At 63.3% G+C, this 16,508-nt stretch carries 15 protein-coding genes; 11 read left to right on the plus strand and 4 right to left on the minus strand.

Annotated features, from left to right (window positions below):
• Positions 1 to 28 precede the first annotated feature (28 nt).
• From AC0L2P_RS01470 to AC0L2P_RS01490, 5 genes are all read left to right on the plus strand, one after another.
• Positions 29 to 1,174 (plus strand): hypothetical protein, encoded by a 1,146-nt coding sequence (locus tag AC0L2P_RS01470; RefSeq protein WP_473499469.1) that lies wholly within the window; start codon positions 29 to 31, stop codon positions 1,172 to 1,174.
• A gap of 24 nt (positions 1,175 to 1,198) precedes the next feature.
• Positions 1,199 to 3,109, plus strand: a complete 1,911-nt coding sequence (locus AC0L2P_RS01475; protein ID WP_473499471.1) for an AAA family ATPase — start codon at positions 1,199 to 1,201, stop codon at positions 3,107 to 3,109.
• A gap of 219 nt (positions 3,110 to 3,328) precedes the next feature.
• Positions 3,329 to 4,633 carry a DUF6638 family protein gene (locus AC0L2P_RS01480; RefSeq protein ID WP_473499473.1) on the plus strand — a complete coding sequence of 435 codons (1,305 nt, stop codon included), beginning with the start codon at positions 3,329 to 3,331 and terminating at the stop codon, positions 4,631 to 4,633.
• Positions 4,634 to 4,648: 15 nt separating this feature from the next.
• Positions 4,649 to 5,773 carry a DUF2333 family protein gene (locus AC0L2P_RS01485; protein ID WP_473499475.1) on the plus strand — a complete coding sequence of 375 codons (1,125 nt, stop codon included), beginning with the start codon at positions 4,649 to 4,651 and terminating at the stop codon, positions 5,771 to 5,773.
• A gap of 306 nt (positions 5,774 to 6,079) precedes the next feature.
• The gene (locus AC0L2P_RS01490) at positions 6,080 to 7,759 is read left to right on the plus strand and encodes a formate--tetrahydrofolate ligase (protein ID WP_473499477.1); all 1,680 of its coding nucleotides are present in this window, start codon (positions 6,080 to 6,082) and stop codon (positions 7,757 to 7,759) included.
• A gap of 76 nt (positions 7,760 to 7,835) precedes the next feature.
• Here the strand turns inward: AC0L2P_RS01490 and AC0L2P_RS01495 are convergent, their stop codons facing one another.
• The gene (locus AC0L2P_RS01495; RefSeq protein ID WP_473499479.1) at positions 7,836 to 8,483 is read right to left on the minus strand and encodes a cysteine hydrolase family protein; all 648 of its coding nucleotides are present in this window, start codon (positions 8,481 to 8,483) and stop codon (positions 7,836 to 7,838) included.
• A gap of 126 nt (positions 8,484 to 8,609) precedes the next feature.
• On the opposite strand from AC0L2P_RS01495, the gene AC0L2P_RS01500 reads away from it, so the two are divergent.
• Positions 8,610 to 9,602 (plus strand): helix-turn-helix domain-containing protein, encoded by a 993-nt coding sequence (locus AC0L2P_RS01500; protein ID WP_473499481.1) that lies wholly within the window; start codon positions 8,610 to 8,612, stop codon positions 9,600 to 9,602.
• Positions 9,603 to 9,694: 92 nt separating this feature from the next.
• Here AC0L2P_RS01500 and AC0L2P_RS01505 read toward each other — a convergent pair whose 3' ends face one another.
• Positions 9,695 to 10,255 carry a cytochrome b/b6 domain-containing protein gene (locus tag AC0L2P_RS01505; RefSeq protein WP_473499483.1) on the minus strand — a complete coding sequence of 187 codons (561 nt, stop codon included), beginning with the start codon at positions 10,253 to 10,255 and terminating at the stop codon, positions 9,695 to 9,697.
• A 5-nt stretch (positions 10,256 to 10,260) separates the two neighbouring features.
• Complete coding sequence (locus AC0L2P_RS01510; RefSeq protein ID WP_473499484.1) at positions 10,261 to 10,527, minus strand: PepSY domain-containing protein; 267 nt, start codon at positions 10,525 to 10,527, stop codon at positions 10,261 to 10,263.
• A gap of 162 nt (positions 10,528 to 10,689) precedes the next feature.
• On the opposite strand from AC0L2P_RS01510, the gene AC0L2P_RS01515 reads away from it, so the two are divergent.
• Together AC0L2P_RS01515 and AC0L2P_RS01520 are read left to right on the plus strand one after the other, a co-directional pair.
• Complete coding sequence (locus AC0L2P_RS01515) at positions 10,690 to 11,349, plus strand: response regulator (protein WP_473499485.1); 660 nt, start codon at positions 10,690 to 10,692, stop codon at positions 11,347 to 11,349.
• Positions 11,346 to 12,680 carry an ATP-binding protein gene (locus tag AC0L2P_RS01520; RefSeq protein ID WP_473499486.1) on the plus strand — a complete coding sequence of 445 codons (1,335 nt, stop codon included), beginning with the start codon at positions 11,346 to 11,348 and terminating at the stop codon, positions 12,678 to 12,680. The genes AC0L2P_RS01515 and AC0L2P_RS01520 overlap by 4 nt, the downstream gene beginning before the upstream one ends.
• A gap of 3 nt (positions 12,681 to 12,683) precedes the next feature.
• On the opposite strand, the gene AC0L2P_RS01525 is transcribed toward AC0L2P_RS01520, so the two are convergent.
• Positions 12,684 to 13,247, minus strand: a complete 564-nt coding sequence (locus AC0L2P_RS01525; protein ID WP_473499487.1) for a sugar O-acetyltransferase — start codon at positions 13,245 to 13,247, stop codon at positions 12,684 to 12,686.
• A 127-nt stretch (positions 13,248 to 13,374) separates the two neighbouring features.
• On the opposite strand from AC0L2P_RS01525, the gene AC0L2P_RS01530 reads away from it, so the two are divergent.
• The 3 genes from AC0L2P_RS01530 to AC0L2P_RS01540 all read left to right on the plus strand — a co-directional run bounded on the left by AC0L2P_RS01530 (position 13,375) and on the right by AC0L2P_RS01540 (position 16,360).
• Positions 13,375 to 13,836: a DUF4126 domain-containing protein gene (locus AC0L2P_RS01530; protein ID WP_473499488.1), complete on the plus strand. Its 462-nt coding sequence runs from the start codon at positions 13,375 to 13,377 to the stop codon at positions 13,834 to 13,836.
• Entirely contained in the window at positions 13,833 to 15,209 is a 1,377-nt protein-coding gene (locus AC0L2P_RS01535) for an FAD-containing oxidoreductase (RefSeq protein WP_473499489.1), read from the plus strand. Before AC0L2P_RS01530 ends, AC0L2P_RS01535 begins: the two co-directional genes overlap by 4 nt.
• Before the next feature lie 101 nt (positions 15,210 to 15,310).
• Positions 15,311 to 16,360, plus strand: a complete 1,050-nt coding sequence (locus AC0L2P_RS01540; RefSeq protein WP_473499490.1) for a M14 family metallopeptidase — start codon at positions 15,311 to 15,313, stop codon at positions 16,358 to 16,360.
• Positions 16,361 to 16,508 lie beyond the last annotated feature (148 nt).

The raw sequence follows: 16,508 nt of genomic DNA on the forward strand, positions 1-16,508 counted from the left end.
ACGTGCACTGCTCCCAAGGGCTGGCAGCATGACCCCCGAAAACGAAGCGGCGGCTCGCTATTTCTCGGCGATCGCGGCGGCACTTGGCGGCCTCGAAGTGTTCATGCGCGACGATCGCTCGCCGCTCTACCGGCATGGCATCGTCGCCAAGATCGTCGCCGAATATATTGCGCGGCTCGACAAGTCGTTCTCATGCTGGCGCAACCGGCTGGGCTTCACCGAGACGTTCCGCATCTCGCGCGCCGAAAGCGGTTTTCCGGTCTTCCAGAACCTGCTCGAGCTGGAAAACGACCGCCTCCAGGCCGACGCGCGCCTCGCCAACCTCCCGGTAGCCGACGAGCTGCGCGAGGAAATGGCGGACTTCATCCTGCGCCACAAGGAATTCCCCGAAGCGCTGCAGAAATCGATGGCCGAGCGGCTTTATCTCGAAGACGTCAAGAGCGAGACCACCTTTGGCCCGTTCACGCTGGCCCAGACGGCCAAGGTTTCGGTCAATCCGAAGACGTTGCGGCCCTATTATCTGGTCCATTGGGCCTGTTTCGACGGCAGCGCCAACCTGCCGCTGGTCTACATGGTGACGGTCGAGGATTCCTCCGACGACATGATCCGGCAACTGGTCGACTCCAGCGGCAAGCTCAATGAGAGAGTCGACATTCCGCTGCCGGTCGACGGCCTGCTCAATCCCGAACTCGCCCACCGTTTCGACGATTTCACCGAGAAGAATTCCGCCTACGCGCTGTCGCCGGCGACCATCGCGGTCAACCTCGACAAGGATTTCGAACCGCTGCATCCCAAGCAGCTGCGTCGTGTCGTGCTCGGCCCGTTCTATTCTGCAGGGATTACCGACAACAATTCGACGGTGAGCGAAGTGCTGGCCAAGGTCCGTAAGCCGGAAAACGCCTGGCTGCTGACCTGGACTATCCAGGAGGTCTTTTCCAAGGCCGAGAAGCCAGGCCGCAAGGGACTGTTCTCGAGCGAAAAGACGACGCAGGAATTCTTCATCAATACCGACGATCTCGAGGCCGCTCGCCAGGGCGTGTCGAGCTATGAGAACCATGCGCTGATCCCGCACGAGGCCTATCAGGCGCTCTATGCCGCCGGCGAGGCACAGAAGATCTTTTCGGGCTACAAGGTCCACATCCTGTCCAAAGGGCAGGTCATCAGCGACGTCTGACCGTCAAATCGCGGAGCATCCTCCATGGACACCGGCCTGACCACCATCCCGGAAGCGGCAATTGAAAAGCACCGCGCCACTGCGCAAAGTTTCATCACCCGCATCGTCGTTCTGGAAGACCCATCGCGCGAGTCCGGCACCGCGCTTGCCGGCACCAACCGCCGCTTCGTTTCGACCGTCTCGGTCGGCTCGGTGCGCCGCACGCGCGAGGTCGAACTCGCCAAAACCGTCGCCGCCGTCCATCCCGACGACCAATTGCTGACCATACCGCAGCACACGCTGTTGTTTCGCGCCCGGCGTGGGCTGGCCATTGCGCTGGCCATATCGGACGTCTTCGCCGAGGGCTCGGACCTCGAAACTCTGCAGGCGAAAAACGCCCGCGCGCCGCTCGAAGGCGACGAAGCTGCCACCTTCAAGAAGCTGCTGTCGGCATCTGCCTACATCTCCGCCTTCAGCCTCGCCTCCTATTTGTTCCAGCTGATCGACAGCGACGGCGAGGCGCCGAACGACATGCCCGAGCCGGACTTTCTGTTCGACACGCCGCAGGATGCTGTGAAGTCGATCGTGGCCGGGCTCGACAGGGCGATAGCAGGTTCGAAGGACGACGCCGACCTGATGACCCGCGGCCGCGCCTTTGCGCGTGTCGCCATCGATGGGTTGTTGGCGCGAAAGGGCCGCTTCGACGGCATCGGCCCGTTCGAGAACGCCCATGTCCGCATCGACGTCGACGATTTTACCCTCGATGGTTTCGACGTCGCCCCTGGCAAGCGGGCAAAACCGCTGGTGATGACCTTCAAGAAACCGGAAGAGGTCGTCGGCAACCACATCGCCAAATACCAGTCGGTCAAGCTCGCCAAGATGCTGATGGCCTACGACTTCGAGCGCGAGCTGAACCCGTTCGTCGAGCTTGGCGGCTTCCTGTTCACTTTTATCGGCGACGGCGCGCCCGGCACCGGCAAGACGACGCTGATCCAGATGATCGCAGGCCTTCTCAACGGCTACTGCCAGGTCGCCGGCTATCCCTTCGCCTACGAAAATTTCGGCGTCGACCAGATTTCCTCCTACCAGGGCAAGTCCGGTCAGAACTGTCGCCAGTTCATCAACAATGTGCTGAACCCGCGCGTCATCGGCTTCGGCACCATCGACGATATCGACCAGGTGGCGGCACGCCGCTCAGACGATCGCGCCTCGGCTGGCCAACAGGAAATCACCGGCGTCCTGATGGACGCCTTTGGAGGTGCGGCGACCGTGGTGCGCGGCAACTGTTCCTTCGGCATGTTCTCCAACTATCCCGAAAACGTCGACGACGCGTTGCGCCAGCGCGCCGGTGCCCGCTGGCTGGTCGACGGCCCGCAGAGCCGCGACGACTACATCGACATTTTCGTCCTGCTCGCCGGCAAGAACCACAAGATCCCGCTCGGCGACCACAAGCTCTATGCCGCCCAGGAAATCCAGCGCGCGGTGATGGAAGCTTACGAGGAGCATGAGAAGCCGCGCGAAGACGGGTTGATGAAGGTCTATGAGCGCTACATGAAGGAGAACGGCGCGCCGAAGACGATGGCCGACATCGGCACCTATCTGCACATGATCAAGGATGCCGAGCCGCGCTTTACCGGCCGCGCAATCAAGAACGTCACCGACGCCATCAAGATGCGCGCCATGGACATCGAATTGCCGGACGAGTGGTTCGAAAAGCCGGAAGCCTTCATGCACAAGGGTTACGACGACAAGAAAGCGATGATCGAGGAACTGCGCGGGCCGTTCTCGCTTGCCATGGTCATGCAGGAGATCAACCGCTACGCGGATTCCGAATTCCGCTACTCCGACAAGTCCGACGATGCGGCGGTGACCAAGATGATCCGCGACACCCGCCTGCGGGAGCGTGCCGTCCGCGAGATCGAGGAGTTGAAGAAGAAAGGGCTGTGGAATGCGTGAGATGCGCCGACGCCCCCTTCTCCCCTTGTGGGAGAAGGTGTCGCCGAAGGCGACGGATGAGGGGTGCTCCAGCTTGGCACCGACGGCGATCCTTCCAACACCCATCAACCGTCTTCGCGCTGCGCGCCAATCCACCTTCTCCCACAAGGGGAGAAGGGGCGCTCGCACCCCTCATCCGCCCTTCGGGCACCTTCTCCCCGTGAACGGGGAGAAGGAAGCATGAACCCCGCCAAGAAACCCGATCTGCTGCGCGACAACGAGCTGATCTATGGTCGGCTGCTGACGGTCGACGAGCCGCATCTCATCCAGCGCTACAACAAGGCGATGGTCGCGTTCGGCTTGAAGCCGACCAAATTGAAAAGCTTCGAGATCGACCGCACCGGCTTCTCGCCGCAGGTCGCCGAGGAATGCGGCGACTACAGCTACCTCGATCCGAACGAGGTCAACCGCCGCTTCATCATCCTGACGCCCTCGCAGATCGACCTGCCGGTGGTGCACACGGCTTTCTCCAACACCTCGCTGCTGATGTATGAATTCATGTCGAAGAACCAGCGCGCCATCGATGCGCTGACGATCAAGGACGTCATCTACGGCGAGATCGAGGATTCAGTCCCCAAGGTCGACGACATCGAGGACCTGCTGTCGATCAACCAGGTCGAGTTCAAGGTGCTGTCGGCCGAGGACGTGCTCGGCAAGGCCGCCGAACTCGGCAAGCTGGTCGACCGACTGAAGCAGGAGCCGGATGCCTGGCGCGACAACGCCATGCTGGCCCACATGGTCGAGCTGGCGAAGATCTGCGGCGACATCCGCGAGAATGCGCTGGTGCCGGACCAGGTGATCTTCCGCCACAACGCCTATTGGACCAGTCATTTCGGCGGGCTCTATGTGTTCGTCGATCCGGACGTGACGACGGTGATCAGCGACCCGGCAGCACCGGGCTTCCGCCGCTCGCGGCCATGGCAGGTGAGCTATCTCTCGATCCACGACGCCGACAAGGTCTTCAAGTTCCTCGCTTCTACCGGCCGCATCGAACTGCCGCGCGCCTCATGGATCGAAACCTCCGGCTATCTCGAGCATCGCGCCGAAATGGTGGTGCGCGCGCTGATCCGCGAGGCCGAGCCCGACCGCAATCTGACCGATGTCGACAAGATCTGGCTGCAGACCTGGATCCACGGCCATACCGATCTGATAACCAGGGCCGGCAATTTTCCCTTCCTCAACGCCGCCAAGCGTGAGATCGCCCAGCTCGGCCATCTCAAGATCGAGGACGTGTTCCCGCAGCAGCGCTTCCTGGTCATCCGCGCCAAGCCGGACCATCCCGACGCCTGGCTGAGCAACCAGCTGATCTCGGACTTCGTGCCGCAGGATTTCGTTTCGCGTTACGTCTTCAACAAGCCGGGCTTCTACAGGGACTATGACGGCTTCAGTGACGCTTGGCGATCGCATGTTGTGGACGTTCTGAAAACCACATATCTGAAGGACAAGGTGGCGTTTCGCACACGCCTCTACGGCTTGACTGACTGAGGGGGTGACATCGCCATGCTTGATCCGATCGTGAGTTTCTTCACCCGGATTTTCCAGTGGATTGGCCGCGGCATCGGCCTGCTCATCGGTGCGATCCTGTGGCCGTTCCTATGGGCGGGGCGCTGGTACACGCGGCGCGGCTGGATTCTCAAGGCGGTGGTCGGCCTGGCTGTACTCGTGCTGATCGGCCTCTATATCAATTTCTTCTACGCCACCCAGTGGTGGAACAATTTCGACCCGAATTACGTCGACAAATACACGTTCGAAAAACGCAACAGCTCCGCCGGTGAACAGGTTTCCGCCGGCGCCGGCACCGACACGGCCAAGACCTGCGGAAATTCGGCCATTGCCCAGGTGGCGGCCGACCTGACCGACTTCAACGTCAACCAGAATGCCTGGGTGTCGTCGATGATCCTCTACAAGCTCGGCCTGTTCGGCATCGACTGGGACCACACGCCGTTCATGGACAACAAGGCTTCGTTCCAGCGCGGCATCAACCAGGCGGTGCGGCGCACGGCGACGGAGCTTGCCGACAATCTCGGCCGCGTGCGCACCACCTCGCAGATCGACGCCGACCTGCAGGACGCCCGCGGCAATCTGCAGTTCGATGAGGAAACCTGGTACTTCGGCTTGAACCCGTTCGGCCCCAAGACGCCCACGCCGAGCTACTATCGCGACGCGGTCCGCAAGCTGCGTTCCTTCAACGCCCGCCTCGCAGCCTGCCAGGCGACGTTCGATGCCCGCGCCGACAATCTCAAGCAGTATATCGACCGCATCTCGTCCGATATCGGTTCGACCTCGGCGATCCTCAAGGAGCGTGCCGAAAACCACAATAATGGCTGGTTCGACACCCGCGCCGACGACCGCTTCTGGTTCGCCTATGGCCAGCTTTATGCCTATTACGGGCTGATGAAAGGCGCGCAGGCCGACTTCGACGACGTCATCAAGGAAAAGCACCTGCAGAACCTGTGGGATACGATGGACGCGCAATTCGTCTCGGCGCTGCGCATCCAGCCCTTCATCATCGCCAATGGCCGCGAGGACGGCTGGCTGTTGCCGACACATCTGACGACGATGGGGTTTTATATACTCAGGGTGCGCTCGAACATGGTCGAGATCAGCAACGTGCTGACGCAATAGCGGATCGTGCCGCACAGCCGGCGCTGGTGAATTTGCGCCGTTGCTTCTGTCGCTTTTCGCGTATTACGCGGCTGTTTTGAGACGGCGGAACCGCGCCTGCTCTGGCTTCTATACGGCGCGGCAACCGGCGCGAAAAGAACCTGTAGCAGGGCAGCCGGCCGCAGAGGCATTTTCTTCGCAGGAAACATAGTTGCATGAAAGTTGACGCCGCGGCAGCGACAGGGGTAGAACATGCCTGCGCCTGCAATGCCGGGCTGTTCTTGCGACCACACTAGTCAAATCCGTCCAATCCAGAGGGAAGCCGTCATGGCCGAAGTGAAGTCCGACATCGAGATCGCGCGCGGCGCCAGGAAGAAGCAGATCCAGGAGATCGGCCAGAAGATCGGCATTCCGAGCGAACATCTTCTGCCCTACGGCCACGACAAGGCAAAGATCTCGGCCGAGTTCATCAAGTCGGTGAAGGGCAACAAGGACGGCAAGCTGATCCTCGTCACCGCCATCAACCCGACACCGGCCGGCGAAGGCAAGACGACGACGACGGTGGGCTTGGGCGATGGCCTCAACCGCATCGGCAAGAAGGCCATCGTCTGCATCCGCGAGGCTTCGCTCGGACCGAATTTCGGCGTCAAGGGCGGTGCCGCCGGCGGCGGCTACGCGCAGGTCGTGCCGATGGAGGACATGAACCTCCACTTCACCGGCGATTTCCACGCCATCACTACCGCCCATAATCTGCTGTCGGCGCTGATCGACAATCACATCTACTGGGGCAACGAGCTCGGCATCGATACCCGCCGCGTCGTCTGGCGCCGCGTCATGGACATGAACGACCGGGCGCTGCGCGAGATCATCTGTTCGCTCGGCGGCGTCGCCAACGGTTTCCCGCGCGAGGCCGGTTTCGACATCACAGTCGCCTCGGAAGTCATGGCCATCCTGTGCCTCGCCACCGATCTCAAGGACCTGGAAAAGCGCCTCGGCGACATTATCGTCGCCTATCGCCGCGACAAATCGGCCGTCTATGCCCGCGACCTCAAGGCCGACGGCGCCATGGCCGTGCTCTTGAAGGATGCCATGCAGCCCAATCTCGTGCAGACGCTGGAGAACAACCCTGCTTTCGTCCATGGCGGCCCCTTCGCCAACATCGCGCACGGCTGCAACTCAGTCGTTGCGACGACAACGGCGCTGAAGCTTGCCGACTACGTCGTCACCGAAGCCGGTTTCGGCGCCGACCTCGGTGCCGAAAAGTTCTTCGACATCAAATGCCGCAAGGCCGGCCTGAGGCCTGCCGCGGCGGTCATCGTCGCCACGGTTCGCGCTATGAAGATGAATGGCGGCGTCAAGAAGGAAGACCTCGGCAAGGAGAACGTCGAGGCGGTCAAGAAGGGCTGCGCCAATCTCGGCCGCCATATCGAGAACATCCGCCAGTTCGGTGTGCCGGCAGTGGTCGCCATCAACCATTTTTACTCCGACACCGAGGCCGAGATCCAGGCGATGAAGGACTACGTCGCCTCGATGGGCGAAGAGGCGATCCTGTGCAAGCACTGGGCCCACGGATCGGCCGGCATCGAGGAACTGGCCAAAAGAGTCGTGGCATTGGCCGAATCCGGCGCGTCGCAATTCGCCCCGCTCTATCCCGACGCCATGCCGCTGTTCGAGAAGATCAACACCATCGTCCAGCGCATCTATCGCGGTTCCGAAGCGATCGCCGACAAGTCGGTGCGCGACCAACTCCACGCCTGGGAGCACGCCGGCTACGGTCATTTGCCGGTCTGCATGGCCAAGACGCAATATTCCTTCTCCACCGATCCGAATCTGCGCGGCGCGCCGACCGGCCACACCGTGCCGGTGCGCGAGGTCAGGCTGTCTGCCGGCGCCGGCTTCGTCGTCATCATCTGCGGCGAGGTGATGACCATGCCCGGCCTGCCCAAAGCGCCATCCTCGGAAAAGATTTTCCTGAACGAAATGGGCCAGATCGAAGGCCTGTTCTAGGGATAATCAACGCTCGAACGGCAAGGGCGCCGCGACGCTGCGGCGCCCTTTTGGGGTCTTCGCGACGATCTCGTCCCTACGCCGCGCTTCGCGCCAGCGCGCGTTGGTTGGAGGCATAAGGTGTATCGTGCTGGGGTACCACGCCGGTCTTCAGGCAATCGATCCACTCGGCGGTTTTGAGAACGGCCGCGAAGCGCGACTGCAGGACGATCGTCACGACGCGATGGATTTCCTCGCCCGAGGCGTAGCCGGCGCTGTTGGCATAGGGCAACGACCCGGTTGCGTCCGACAGGAACTCGACCTCAAAACCCATATGCACGGCGTGGATGACCGTCGACAGATCGCAATTGTGCGTCATGTAGCCGATGACCGTGATCGTATTGATAGAGTTGGCGCGCAGCCACTCCTCGAGGTCTGTGCCGGTGAAGGCGCTGGGCAAGTGTTTTTCGATGTAGTGGTCGCGGGTTCGCCTGGCGATTTCCGGGTGCAACTCGGCGCCATGGCTGCCCTTGGCGAAGACCGGTGAGGTTTCCGGTGCCAACTGCTTGATGACCACCACCTTGACGCCTGCCTCGGTGGCCGCGTCCATCGCTCGCGCTACATTGACGACACTCTCGCGGAAGGGCGGATGCTGGATGGCGAGGTTGCCGCCGTCATAGTCGTTCTGAACGTCGATGACGATGAGGGCGCGGCGTGGAGCTTTGCCTTTGGCTGGTTGCGACATGAGGTTTCCTTTCCCGTTGGACATGATGGGTGGACGATAAGCGCGGCATCGGATTGCAAAAAGTGTCCCGATTGACATTATTCGAAAGAATTGGGACAATCGGCCTCATCCTTTGCTGGAGCTCCCATGACCAATCCTGCCGTTGCCGCCATCGCCTTCGATGGCATCAGCCCGTTTCATCTCTCCGTGCCGTGTCTCGTGTTCGGCGCCGATCGCACGGCACTCGGCCTGCCGCGCTTCGACTTCCGGGTCTGCGCCATTGAGAACGGGCCGATCCGCACGGATGCCGGGCTGACCATCAGCGTCCCGCACGGGCTTTCCGCGCTCGATGACGCTGACATCGTCATCGTGCCAAGTTGGAAAGATCTCGGGAGCTCACCTCCAGCGGCATTGATCGACGCGTTGCTTGGCGCGCACCGGCGCGGCGCGCTGATCGTCGGGCTGTGCTTGGGAACGTTCGCTGTCGCGGCGACCGGACTGCTTTCAGGGCGACGAGCGGCGACACACTGGGCCTACGCGGATCAGCTGCAGGAACTCTATCCCGACATTCTCGTCGAACCGGAAGTGCTCTACATCGACAATGGCGATGTCGTGACATCCGCCGGCGTCGCCGCAGGGCTCGACTGCTGCCTGCACGTCGTACGGGCTCGTTACGGCGCGGAGGCGGCACTTCGGCTTGCCCGGCAGATCGTGCTTTCTCCGCACAGGCAGGGCGGGCAGGCGCAATTCATCGAACGCCCCATCGCCAGGACCGGCAATGCTGACCGCTTCACCCAAGCTCTCGAAACGGTGCGCAAGACCCTGGGTGAGCCGCACGGCCTGGACAGCGTTGCCGGTCTCGCCGGCCTCACCCGCCGGACGTTCACGCGCCGTTTCCAGAAGACGATCGGCAGCAGTTTCGGCGACTGGCTGACCGACCAGCGCGTCCAGCTGGCACAGCGGCTGCTGGAAGCAACGGAAAAATCGATGGACACGGTTGCCTTCGAGGCCGGCTTTGGCAGCGCCACCTCGCTGCGTCAGCATTTCGCGGCGCGGCTCAGGACCTCGCCGGCGCAGTACCGGCGCGAATTCTCGAAGAGTGCTCAGGAGGAGCGCGTGACGCACGCCGTTTCGCCCTGATCTGGAAAAGCAGACAATGCTCACTGCACCCAGGCAAAACGGCAAAGGGCGCCGCGACACTGCGGCGTCCCTTGTATTTCAGTTGCGGTCGATCAGGCGACGTCTTCCGGCGAAGGCGCACGCTTGCGGCCCATAACCATCGCGCGAACCAGGTTCTCGTGATGGCGCAGGCTCGCCAGCAGCACGCCGCCGACATGAAGCCCGACGAGCGCCAAGATACCGTTGCCCAGTATCTCGTGCACGTCTTCGACCCACGCCACGCCCCACCAGGCGTCGGTGGTCTGCATCCAGCCGGTGAGCGCAATTCCCGCCACGCAGGCCAACAACGCCACCACCATGGCGCCGCCGGCAGGGTTGTGGCCGAGATAACGCTTCTCACGGCCATGCACCACGTCGGCGAGATATCCGCTCACCGCTCGCGGCCCGCGCACGAATTGGCGGAAGCGGGCATATCTCGATCCTGCCAGCCCGGCGATCAGCCGCGAGGCGATCAACACCGCCGCGCAATAGCCGGCCAGTTTATGCAGCTTCATGATTTCCCCGGAGGAAAGCCACGCCACCGCCACGCACAGGACCAGCGACCAGTGGAAGAGGCGGATGTAGCGGCTCCAGACCTGGACCGAGGCTGTCCTTGTCGAAACGGTGGCGTTCATGATGATCAGCCGTCGTCAGAATCGGCGCCGACCGACTCGAGCGTCTTAGGGTTGAAGACGGCTTCCAGCTTCTTGCCGTTGGCGTCGAGTGCCTTGGCTTCATAGCAGCCATCTTCCGTCTTGATGCTGCGGACGTTCCAGCCCTCCCCCTCAAGCTTTTTTTGCAATGCCTCGCGCGGCTGCCACTGGTCGGTCGGCACATCGCATCTGTCGGCGGCGAAGGCTGGGCCGGCCACAGCCAGGGCCAGCGCGGCCAAGATCAAAGTCTTCATGTTGATTTCTCCATCGGCTGATTCCGATGCCGCGAAACCTGACCACAAATGCTGACAGCAGCCTGAACGTTGGGTTCGTCGCCCAAATGCCGCAGTTGGCCTCCATTCAGGCTGTTGTCAGACTTGTGCCGCATGGAGCGGCACGGTTTAACGGAGACGATCGTGCGGGTTCTGTTGATTGAAGACGATCATTTATTGGGCGAGGCGGTACGCGATCACGTCGCCGCCGACGGCCATGCCGTTGACTGGAGCACGACGCTTGGCGAGGCCCGCGATCACCTTGCCGTCGTATCCTATGAACTCGTCCTGCTCGATCTGCACTTGCCCGACGGCAAGGGCCTCGAATTCCTGAAGCTGTTCCGCCGTGAAGGCAACGCCACGCCGGTCATCATCCTGACGGCGCGCGACCAGCTCTCAGACCGTATTGAGGGGCTGAATTCGGGCGCCGACGATTATCTGGTCAAGCCGTTCGATCTTGGCGAACTGTCCGCCCGTCTCGCCGCGGTCGCACGCCGCTCCTCTGGCAACCCAAATCTGATGATCCGTCTCGGGCCGATCGAAATCGACCAGGCCAGCCGCCGTGTTGTCGTGGACGGCGCCGAAGCCATGCTGACGTCACGTGAATGGGCGGTGCTTGAGCAGTTCCTGCGCCGGCCCGGCATCACGGTCGGCAAGGGCCAGATCGAGGATGCGCTCTATGCCTTCGGCGCCGAGGTCGAAAGCAATACCGTCGAAGTCTATGTGAGCCGCCTGCGCCGGAAGATCGGGCGCAAGGCGATCACGACCGTGAGAGGGCTGGGCTACCGCCTGGCGGCGGGATGAAATTGTTCGACAGCATCGTCGGCCGGCTCATCGCCTCACTGATCCTGGTCACGGTTGCCTTCGGTCTGATTGCCGCGGCCAGCGGAAGCTTCACCTTGCATCGCGAAATCAACGAAGCCATGGACAGCTCGATGCAGGAAGCGGCGCGCCGGCTGCTGCCGCTCGTCATCGATGACCTCTTCGAACGCGAAGCATCGCCGTCTCCGCGCCGGCTATCGGAGGCCGTTTCGGAGGATGACGGCGGGCGATTGATCTTCCAGGTACGCGGCGGCGACGGGCGCGTGCTCATGCATTCGTACAATGCTCCCGCCGAGCCGCTCACGGCTGAACTGGTGCAAGGGTTCACCGAGAGGGCCGGATGGCGCATTTACACCGAATCGGCCGTCAGCGGTTCGGTTTTCGTCCAGGTTGCCGAGCTCGACGCACGGCGCAACGAGGAAACATTCGAAGCCGCAATCGGATTCCTGGTGCCGATGGTCATCCTCATGCCGTTGAGCGCGATTATCGCCTGGTTGATCCTGGCGCGTTCGCTGAGGCCGATTGCAATGCTGCGCAGCGAGATCAGCGCCCGCCATGGCGACAACCTCGCTCCCATCCGCACCGAGGAACTCCCCACCGAACTCGCTGCCATTGCCAAGTCGGTCAACAGCTTGATGCGTCGCCTGCACATGGCGCTCGAAGCCGAGAAGGAATTCACCGCCAACGCTGCGCACGAGTTGCGCACACCGATCGCGGGCGCGCTGGCACAGACGGAGCGCATGATCGCCGAGGCAGCGGATGAAGCCGGAAAGAAACGTCCCCGTCAAATCAAGGCAGCCCTGTCCGATCTCGCCAGCCTGTCCGAAAAGCTGATGCAACTGGCGCGCGCCGATGCCGGCATGGCCGCTGCCGGCAAGTCGGCAGATCTGGCCGAGGTCGCGGCACTGGTGGTCGCGGACTTCGAACAGCATGGCGAAAGCCACGGCCGTCTTCGCCTCGAAGCGCCGGCGCAAGGCACGGCGCATACCGCGATCGATGCGGATGCGCTGGCGATCGTCCTGCGCAACCTCATCGAAAACGCATTACGGCATGGCGCCGAGGGCGGACAGGTGGTCGTACGTATCGGCGGCGACGCAAGGCTCAGCGTCATCAACGAAGGCCCGGTGGTCCCGGCCCCGGCCGGCCTGGTCAAGCGCTTCGAGCGCGGCGCGACACGCGCCGATGGATCGGGCCTCGGGCTGGCGATCGTCACCCGGATCCTGCAGCACACGGGTGCGACGCTGGTCCTGAACTCGCCGGCATCCGGCCGCCCGGACGGCTTCGAAGCAATGGTCCAGTTCGCGCCCGTATAAGCGTCAACCCTGCTTGAGCGGCCGCGCCGGGTTGTCGACAACCGTGGTGTTCGCCGCTACGTCGCGCGTCACCACGGCACCGGCGCCGACGATGGCGCCGTCGCCGATCCTGACCCCGCCGAGGATGATGGCACTGCAGCCGATCCAGGCATTGTCGCCGATGGCGACCGGCCTGGCGATCTCCAGCCCGGCCTGTCGTCCCGCAGCCTCCTTGTGGTGCTCGGCGCAATAGACGCAATAGATCTTTCCATTGGGGCCGAGCAGCGTTCCCGTGCCGATGCGCACTGGCGCCATATCGAGAATGGTGCAGCCGGCATTGAGGAAGACGCGGTCGCCGAGAAAGATGTTGAAGCCATAGGCACAGTGGAACGGCGCTTCGATCCGGGCGCCCTCGCCCGCAGCGCCGAGCAGCGCCCGCAACCCAGGCCCGATATCGCCGCGTTGCCGGGGCAGGCCGTTGTGTTCGAACACCGCGTCGCGCGACGTGATGCGCAGCGCCTCCAGTTCCGGATCGAGGCAGCAATACCACTCGCCCGCCACCATTTTCGTCCGTTCGCTCCCCGTCATTGGCCGCAACTCCAGTTTCGGTGAAATACGGAAGCGCCGGCGGCGACACCACCTCTGGTCAAATACCCGACCTATGGTAGCCTGCCTTCTCGGATAAGTCCCAAGCCGGCCATCGAGGGGATCAATCATGCTGTACATTCTTGCACTCCTGATTGGCATCGTTGCCGGGCTTCGCGCCATGACCGCGCCCGCCGCCGTCGCTTGGGGCGCCTGGCTTGGCTGGTTGCCGGTCGCCGGCACCTGGGCGAGCTTCATGGGCCACTGGATTGCCGTCAGCATCTTCACCATCCTGGCCATCGCCGAATTGGTGACCGACCAGCTGCCATCGGCGCCGAGCCGCAAGGTGCCGCAGCAATTCGGCACGCGCATCGTCCTGGGCGCTTTCACCGGCGCGGTGATCGGCGCGACCGGCGGCGCCACCATCGGCGGCCTGATGGCCGGCGCAGTTGGCGCGGTGATCGGCACGCTGGGCGGCGCCGAGGCGCGCAAGCGCCTGGCCGCCGCCTTCGGCAAGGACCCGCCCGCCGCCTTCATCGAGGACGCGGTGGCGATCGTCGGCGGTCTTCTGATCGTGGCGGCGGTAGCATGACGGCAAAGACATTCGACGCCATCATCGTCGGTGCCGGCCAGGCCGGCCCACCGCTCGCCGGCCGGCTGAATGCGGCCGGCATGAGCGTGGCGCTGATCGAGCGAAAGCTGGTTGGCGGCACTTGCGTCAACACCGGCTGCACGCCGACCAAAACGATGGTGGCAAGCGCCTATGCCGCGCATCTCGCCCGCTCCGCCGCGGATTACGGCGTGACGCTCTCCGGTCCCGTCGGTGTCAACTACAAGGCGATCAAGGCGCGCAAGGACAAGGTCTCGAACGACGCCCGCGGCAATCTCGAAGACTGGATTGCCGGCATGGACAAATGCACGCTCTATCGCGGCCATGCGCGCTTTGTGACCGCCCATACGGTGCGCGTCGGCGACGATCTGCTAAGCGCCGAAAGGATATTCCTCAACACCGGCGGCCGCGCCTCGGTGCCCGACCTGCCCGGCGTCAACGACGTATCCTACCTCACCAATTCGTCGATGATGGATCTCGACGTGCTGCCGCGCCATCTCATCGTTGTCGGCGGCAGCTATGTCTCGCTCGAATTCGCGCAGATGTTCCGTCGCTTCGGTTCCGAAGTCACGGTCATCGAAAAGAGCCCGCGTCTGATCGGCCGCGAGGACGATGACGTCTCGGACGCCATTTTGTCGATCCTCGAAAACGAAGCCATTGCCGTCCATCTCGGCGCCGACGATATCCGCTTCGCCAGGCGAGGCTACGAAATCGCCGTGACCTTCTCGCCAGGCAAGGCGGCTGCGGTCGGCTCGCATGTGCTGCTGGCGCTCGGCCGCACGCCAAACACCGACGATCTCGGCCTCGACAAAGCCGGCGTCGAGGTCGACAAACGGGGCTTCATCGTCGTCGACGACCAGCTGCGCACCAGCGTGCCCGGCATCTGGGCGATGGGCGACTGCAACGGCAAGGGCGCCTTCACCCACACTTCCTACAACGACTACGAGATCGTCGCCGCCAACCTGCTCGACAACGATCCGCGCAAGGTCAGCGACCGCATCGAGGCCTATGCGCTCTATATCGACCCACCACTCGGCCGCTGCGGCATGACCGAAGCCGCGGTCAGGAAATCCGGCCGTCGCGCCTTGGTCGGCCAGCGGCCGATGACCCGTGTCAGCCGTGCCGTCGAAAAAGGTGAGACGCAAGGTTTCATGAAGATCCTGGTCGATGCCGATACCAGGGAGATCCTCGGCTGTTCGGTGCTCGGCCCGGGCGGCGACGAAGCGGTGCACTGTGTGCTCGATCTGATGTATGCCAAGGCGCCGGTCAGCACGCTGGCGCGCGCCGTGCACATCCACCCGAACGTCTCGGAGCTTCTGCCGACCATCGCCCAGGAACTTAAGCCACTGGTGTGACGGCCGGGTAGAATGGTGCGCCCATAGCGGCAGCGGCTGGACCAATCGACAGCCCAGGGGCAAAAGGGCATGTGTTCCGCCTCTTCTCCCGGAGGCGTGCCATGCAGAAATCCATCGAACACATCGCCGGCGACAGCGAAGGCGTTTTCTACGAATTCCCCGTCTTCCGCTTCGCCGGAACGGACAAGACGGCGCCTTCCGCCTATCTGCAGGCGGCACTTCATGCCGGCGAATTGCCGGGCGTCGTCGCCATCGATGCGCTGATGCCGATGCTCAGCAGGGCGGAAGCCGAAGGCCGCATCAGCGGCAACATAATCATCGTGCCCTGGGCCAATCCGATCGGCCGCGCGCAATATCTCTACGGCGACCATCAGGGCCGCTTCCATCTGGGCACGCGAACCAATTTCAATCGCGGCTTTCCGCAGCTCGCCGCGCCCGACCTCACGCTCCTGCCGGCGCACGGCACGGTCGACCAGCGGCTGAAGACGCGGCTGCTGCAGCTCTCGATCGGCCACGACATCGTGCTCGACCTGCATTGCGACGATGAAGGCCTCGCCTATCTCTACGTCCACACCAGCCTGTGGCCGGCCATGGCGGACTGTGCGGCGGCCCTGGGCGTCGATGCGGTGATGCTGTGGGACGAAGATCCCGACGGCACCTTCGAAGGCGCCTCGATCATGCCGTATCAGAACGTCCCAGCCGAGGTGGCGCGCCTGGACCGGCGCGTCGCCACCACGGTCGAATATCGCGGCATACTCGATGTCGACGGCGCTCTCGCCAGCGTCGACGCTGAAGGGCTCTACCGGCTGCTGGTGGCGCGCGGCGTCATCCGGGATCAGGCGCTGCCCGCGCCTGGCAGCTTCGTAGGGCTCGTCGCGTCGCTCGAAAACATCGAGATGATGCCGGCGCCCCGCTCGGGCGCGATCCTCTACGACGTTAAGCCGGGCGACCGGGTAGCCAGGGGTGCGCGCCTTGCCACTATCGTCCACGCGCCGGGTGAGCCCGGCGGCCGCACGGAAGTGTTGGCGCCCCAGGCCGGCCTCATCCTGACACGGCGTTCCCGCCGCATCATCCGCGCCGGCGAAGACCTCTTGAAGCTGGTCGGCGACAGGAAGAGCGCCGATGCAAGGTCGGGGACGCTGGAGGACTGAGGGCCTTCCTTTGAATCCAGTTGCGCGGCCGTTCAATCGCCGCTATGGGAATCGCCATGAATATGCGTTCGATCAAGACCATTTGGTGGTGGGCTCGCTGACAGCGGCCTGTTCGAACGCATTCGCGTGACAATAGAGGGTGGCCGCA

It is taken from the genome of Mesorhizobium sp. WSM4836 (assembly GCF_055811815.1).

Excerpts from the sequence above, each read along its gene's own strand:
- AC0L2P_RS01480 (WP_473499473.1), top strand. The coding sequence starts at position 3,329 with ATGAACCCCGCCAAGAAACCCGATCTGCTGCGCGACAACGAGCTGATC.
- AC0L2P_RS01475 (WP_473499471.1), top strand. The coding sequence starts at position 1,199 with ATGGACACCGGCCTGACCACCATCCCGGAAGCGGCAATTGAAAAGCAC.
- AC0L2P_RS01495 (WP_473499479.1), bottom strand. The coding sequence starts at position 8,483 with ATGTCGCAACCAGCCAAAGGCAAAGCTCCACGCCGCGCCCTCATCGTC.
- AC0L2P_RS01500 (WP_473499481.1), top strand. The coding sequence starts at position 8,610 with ATGACCAATCCTGCCGTTGCCGCCATCGCCTTCGATGGCATCAGCCCG.
- AC0L2P_RS01485 (WP_473499475.1), top strand. The coding sequence starts at position 4,649 with ATGCTTGATCCGATCGTGAGTTTCTTCACCCGGATTTTCCAGTGGATT.
- AC0L2P_RS01535 (WP_473499489.1), top strand. The coding sequence starts at position 13,833 with ATGACGGCAAAGACATTCGACGCCATCATCGTCGGTGCCGGCCAGGCC.
- AC0L2P_RS01490 (WP_473499477.1), top strand. The coding sequence starts at position 6,080 with ATGGCCGAAGTGAAGTCCGACATCGAGATCGCGCGCGGCGCCAGGAAG.
- AC0L2P_RS01505 (WP_473499483.1), bottom strand. The coding sequence starts at position 10,255 with ATGAACGCCACCGTTTCGACAAGGACAGCCTCGGTCCAGGTCTGGAGC.
- AC0L2P_RS01525 (WP_473499487.1), bottom strand. The coding sequence starts at position 13,247 with ATGACGGGGAGCGAACGGACGAAAATGGTGGCGGGCGAGTGGTATTGC.
- AC0L2P_RS01540 (WP_473499490.1), top strand. The coding sequence starts at position 15,311 with ATGCAGAAATCCATCGAACACATCGCCGGCGACAGCGAAGGCGTTTTC.
- AC0L2P_RS01520 (WP_473499486.1), top strand. The coding sequence starts at position 11,346 with ATGAAATTGTTCGACAGCATCGTCGGCCGGCTCATCGCCTCACTGATC.
- AC0L2P_RS01470 (WP_473499469.1), top strand. The coding sequence starts at position 29 with ATGACCCCCGAAAACGAAGCGGCGGCTCGCTATTTCTCGGCGATCGCG.
- AC0L2P_RS01510 (WP_473499484.1), bottom strand. The coding sequence starts at position 10,527 with ATGAAGACTTTGATCTTGGCCGCGCTGGCCCTGGCTGTGGCCGGCCCA.
- AC0L2P_RS01530 (WP_473499488.1), top strand. The coding sequence starts at position 13,375 with ATGCTGTACATTCTTGCACTCCTGATTGGCATCGTTGCCGGGCTTCGC.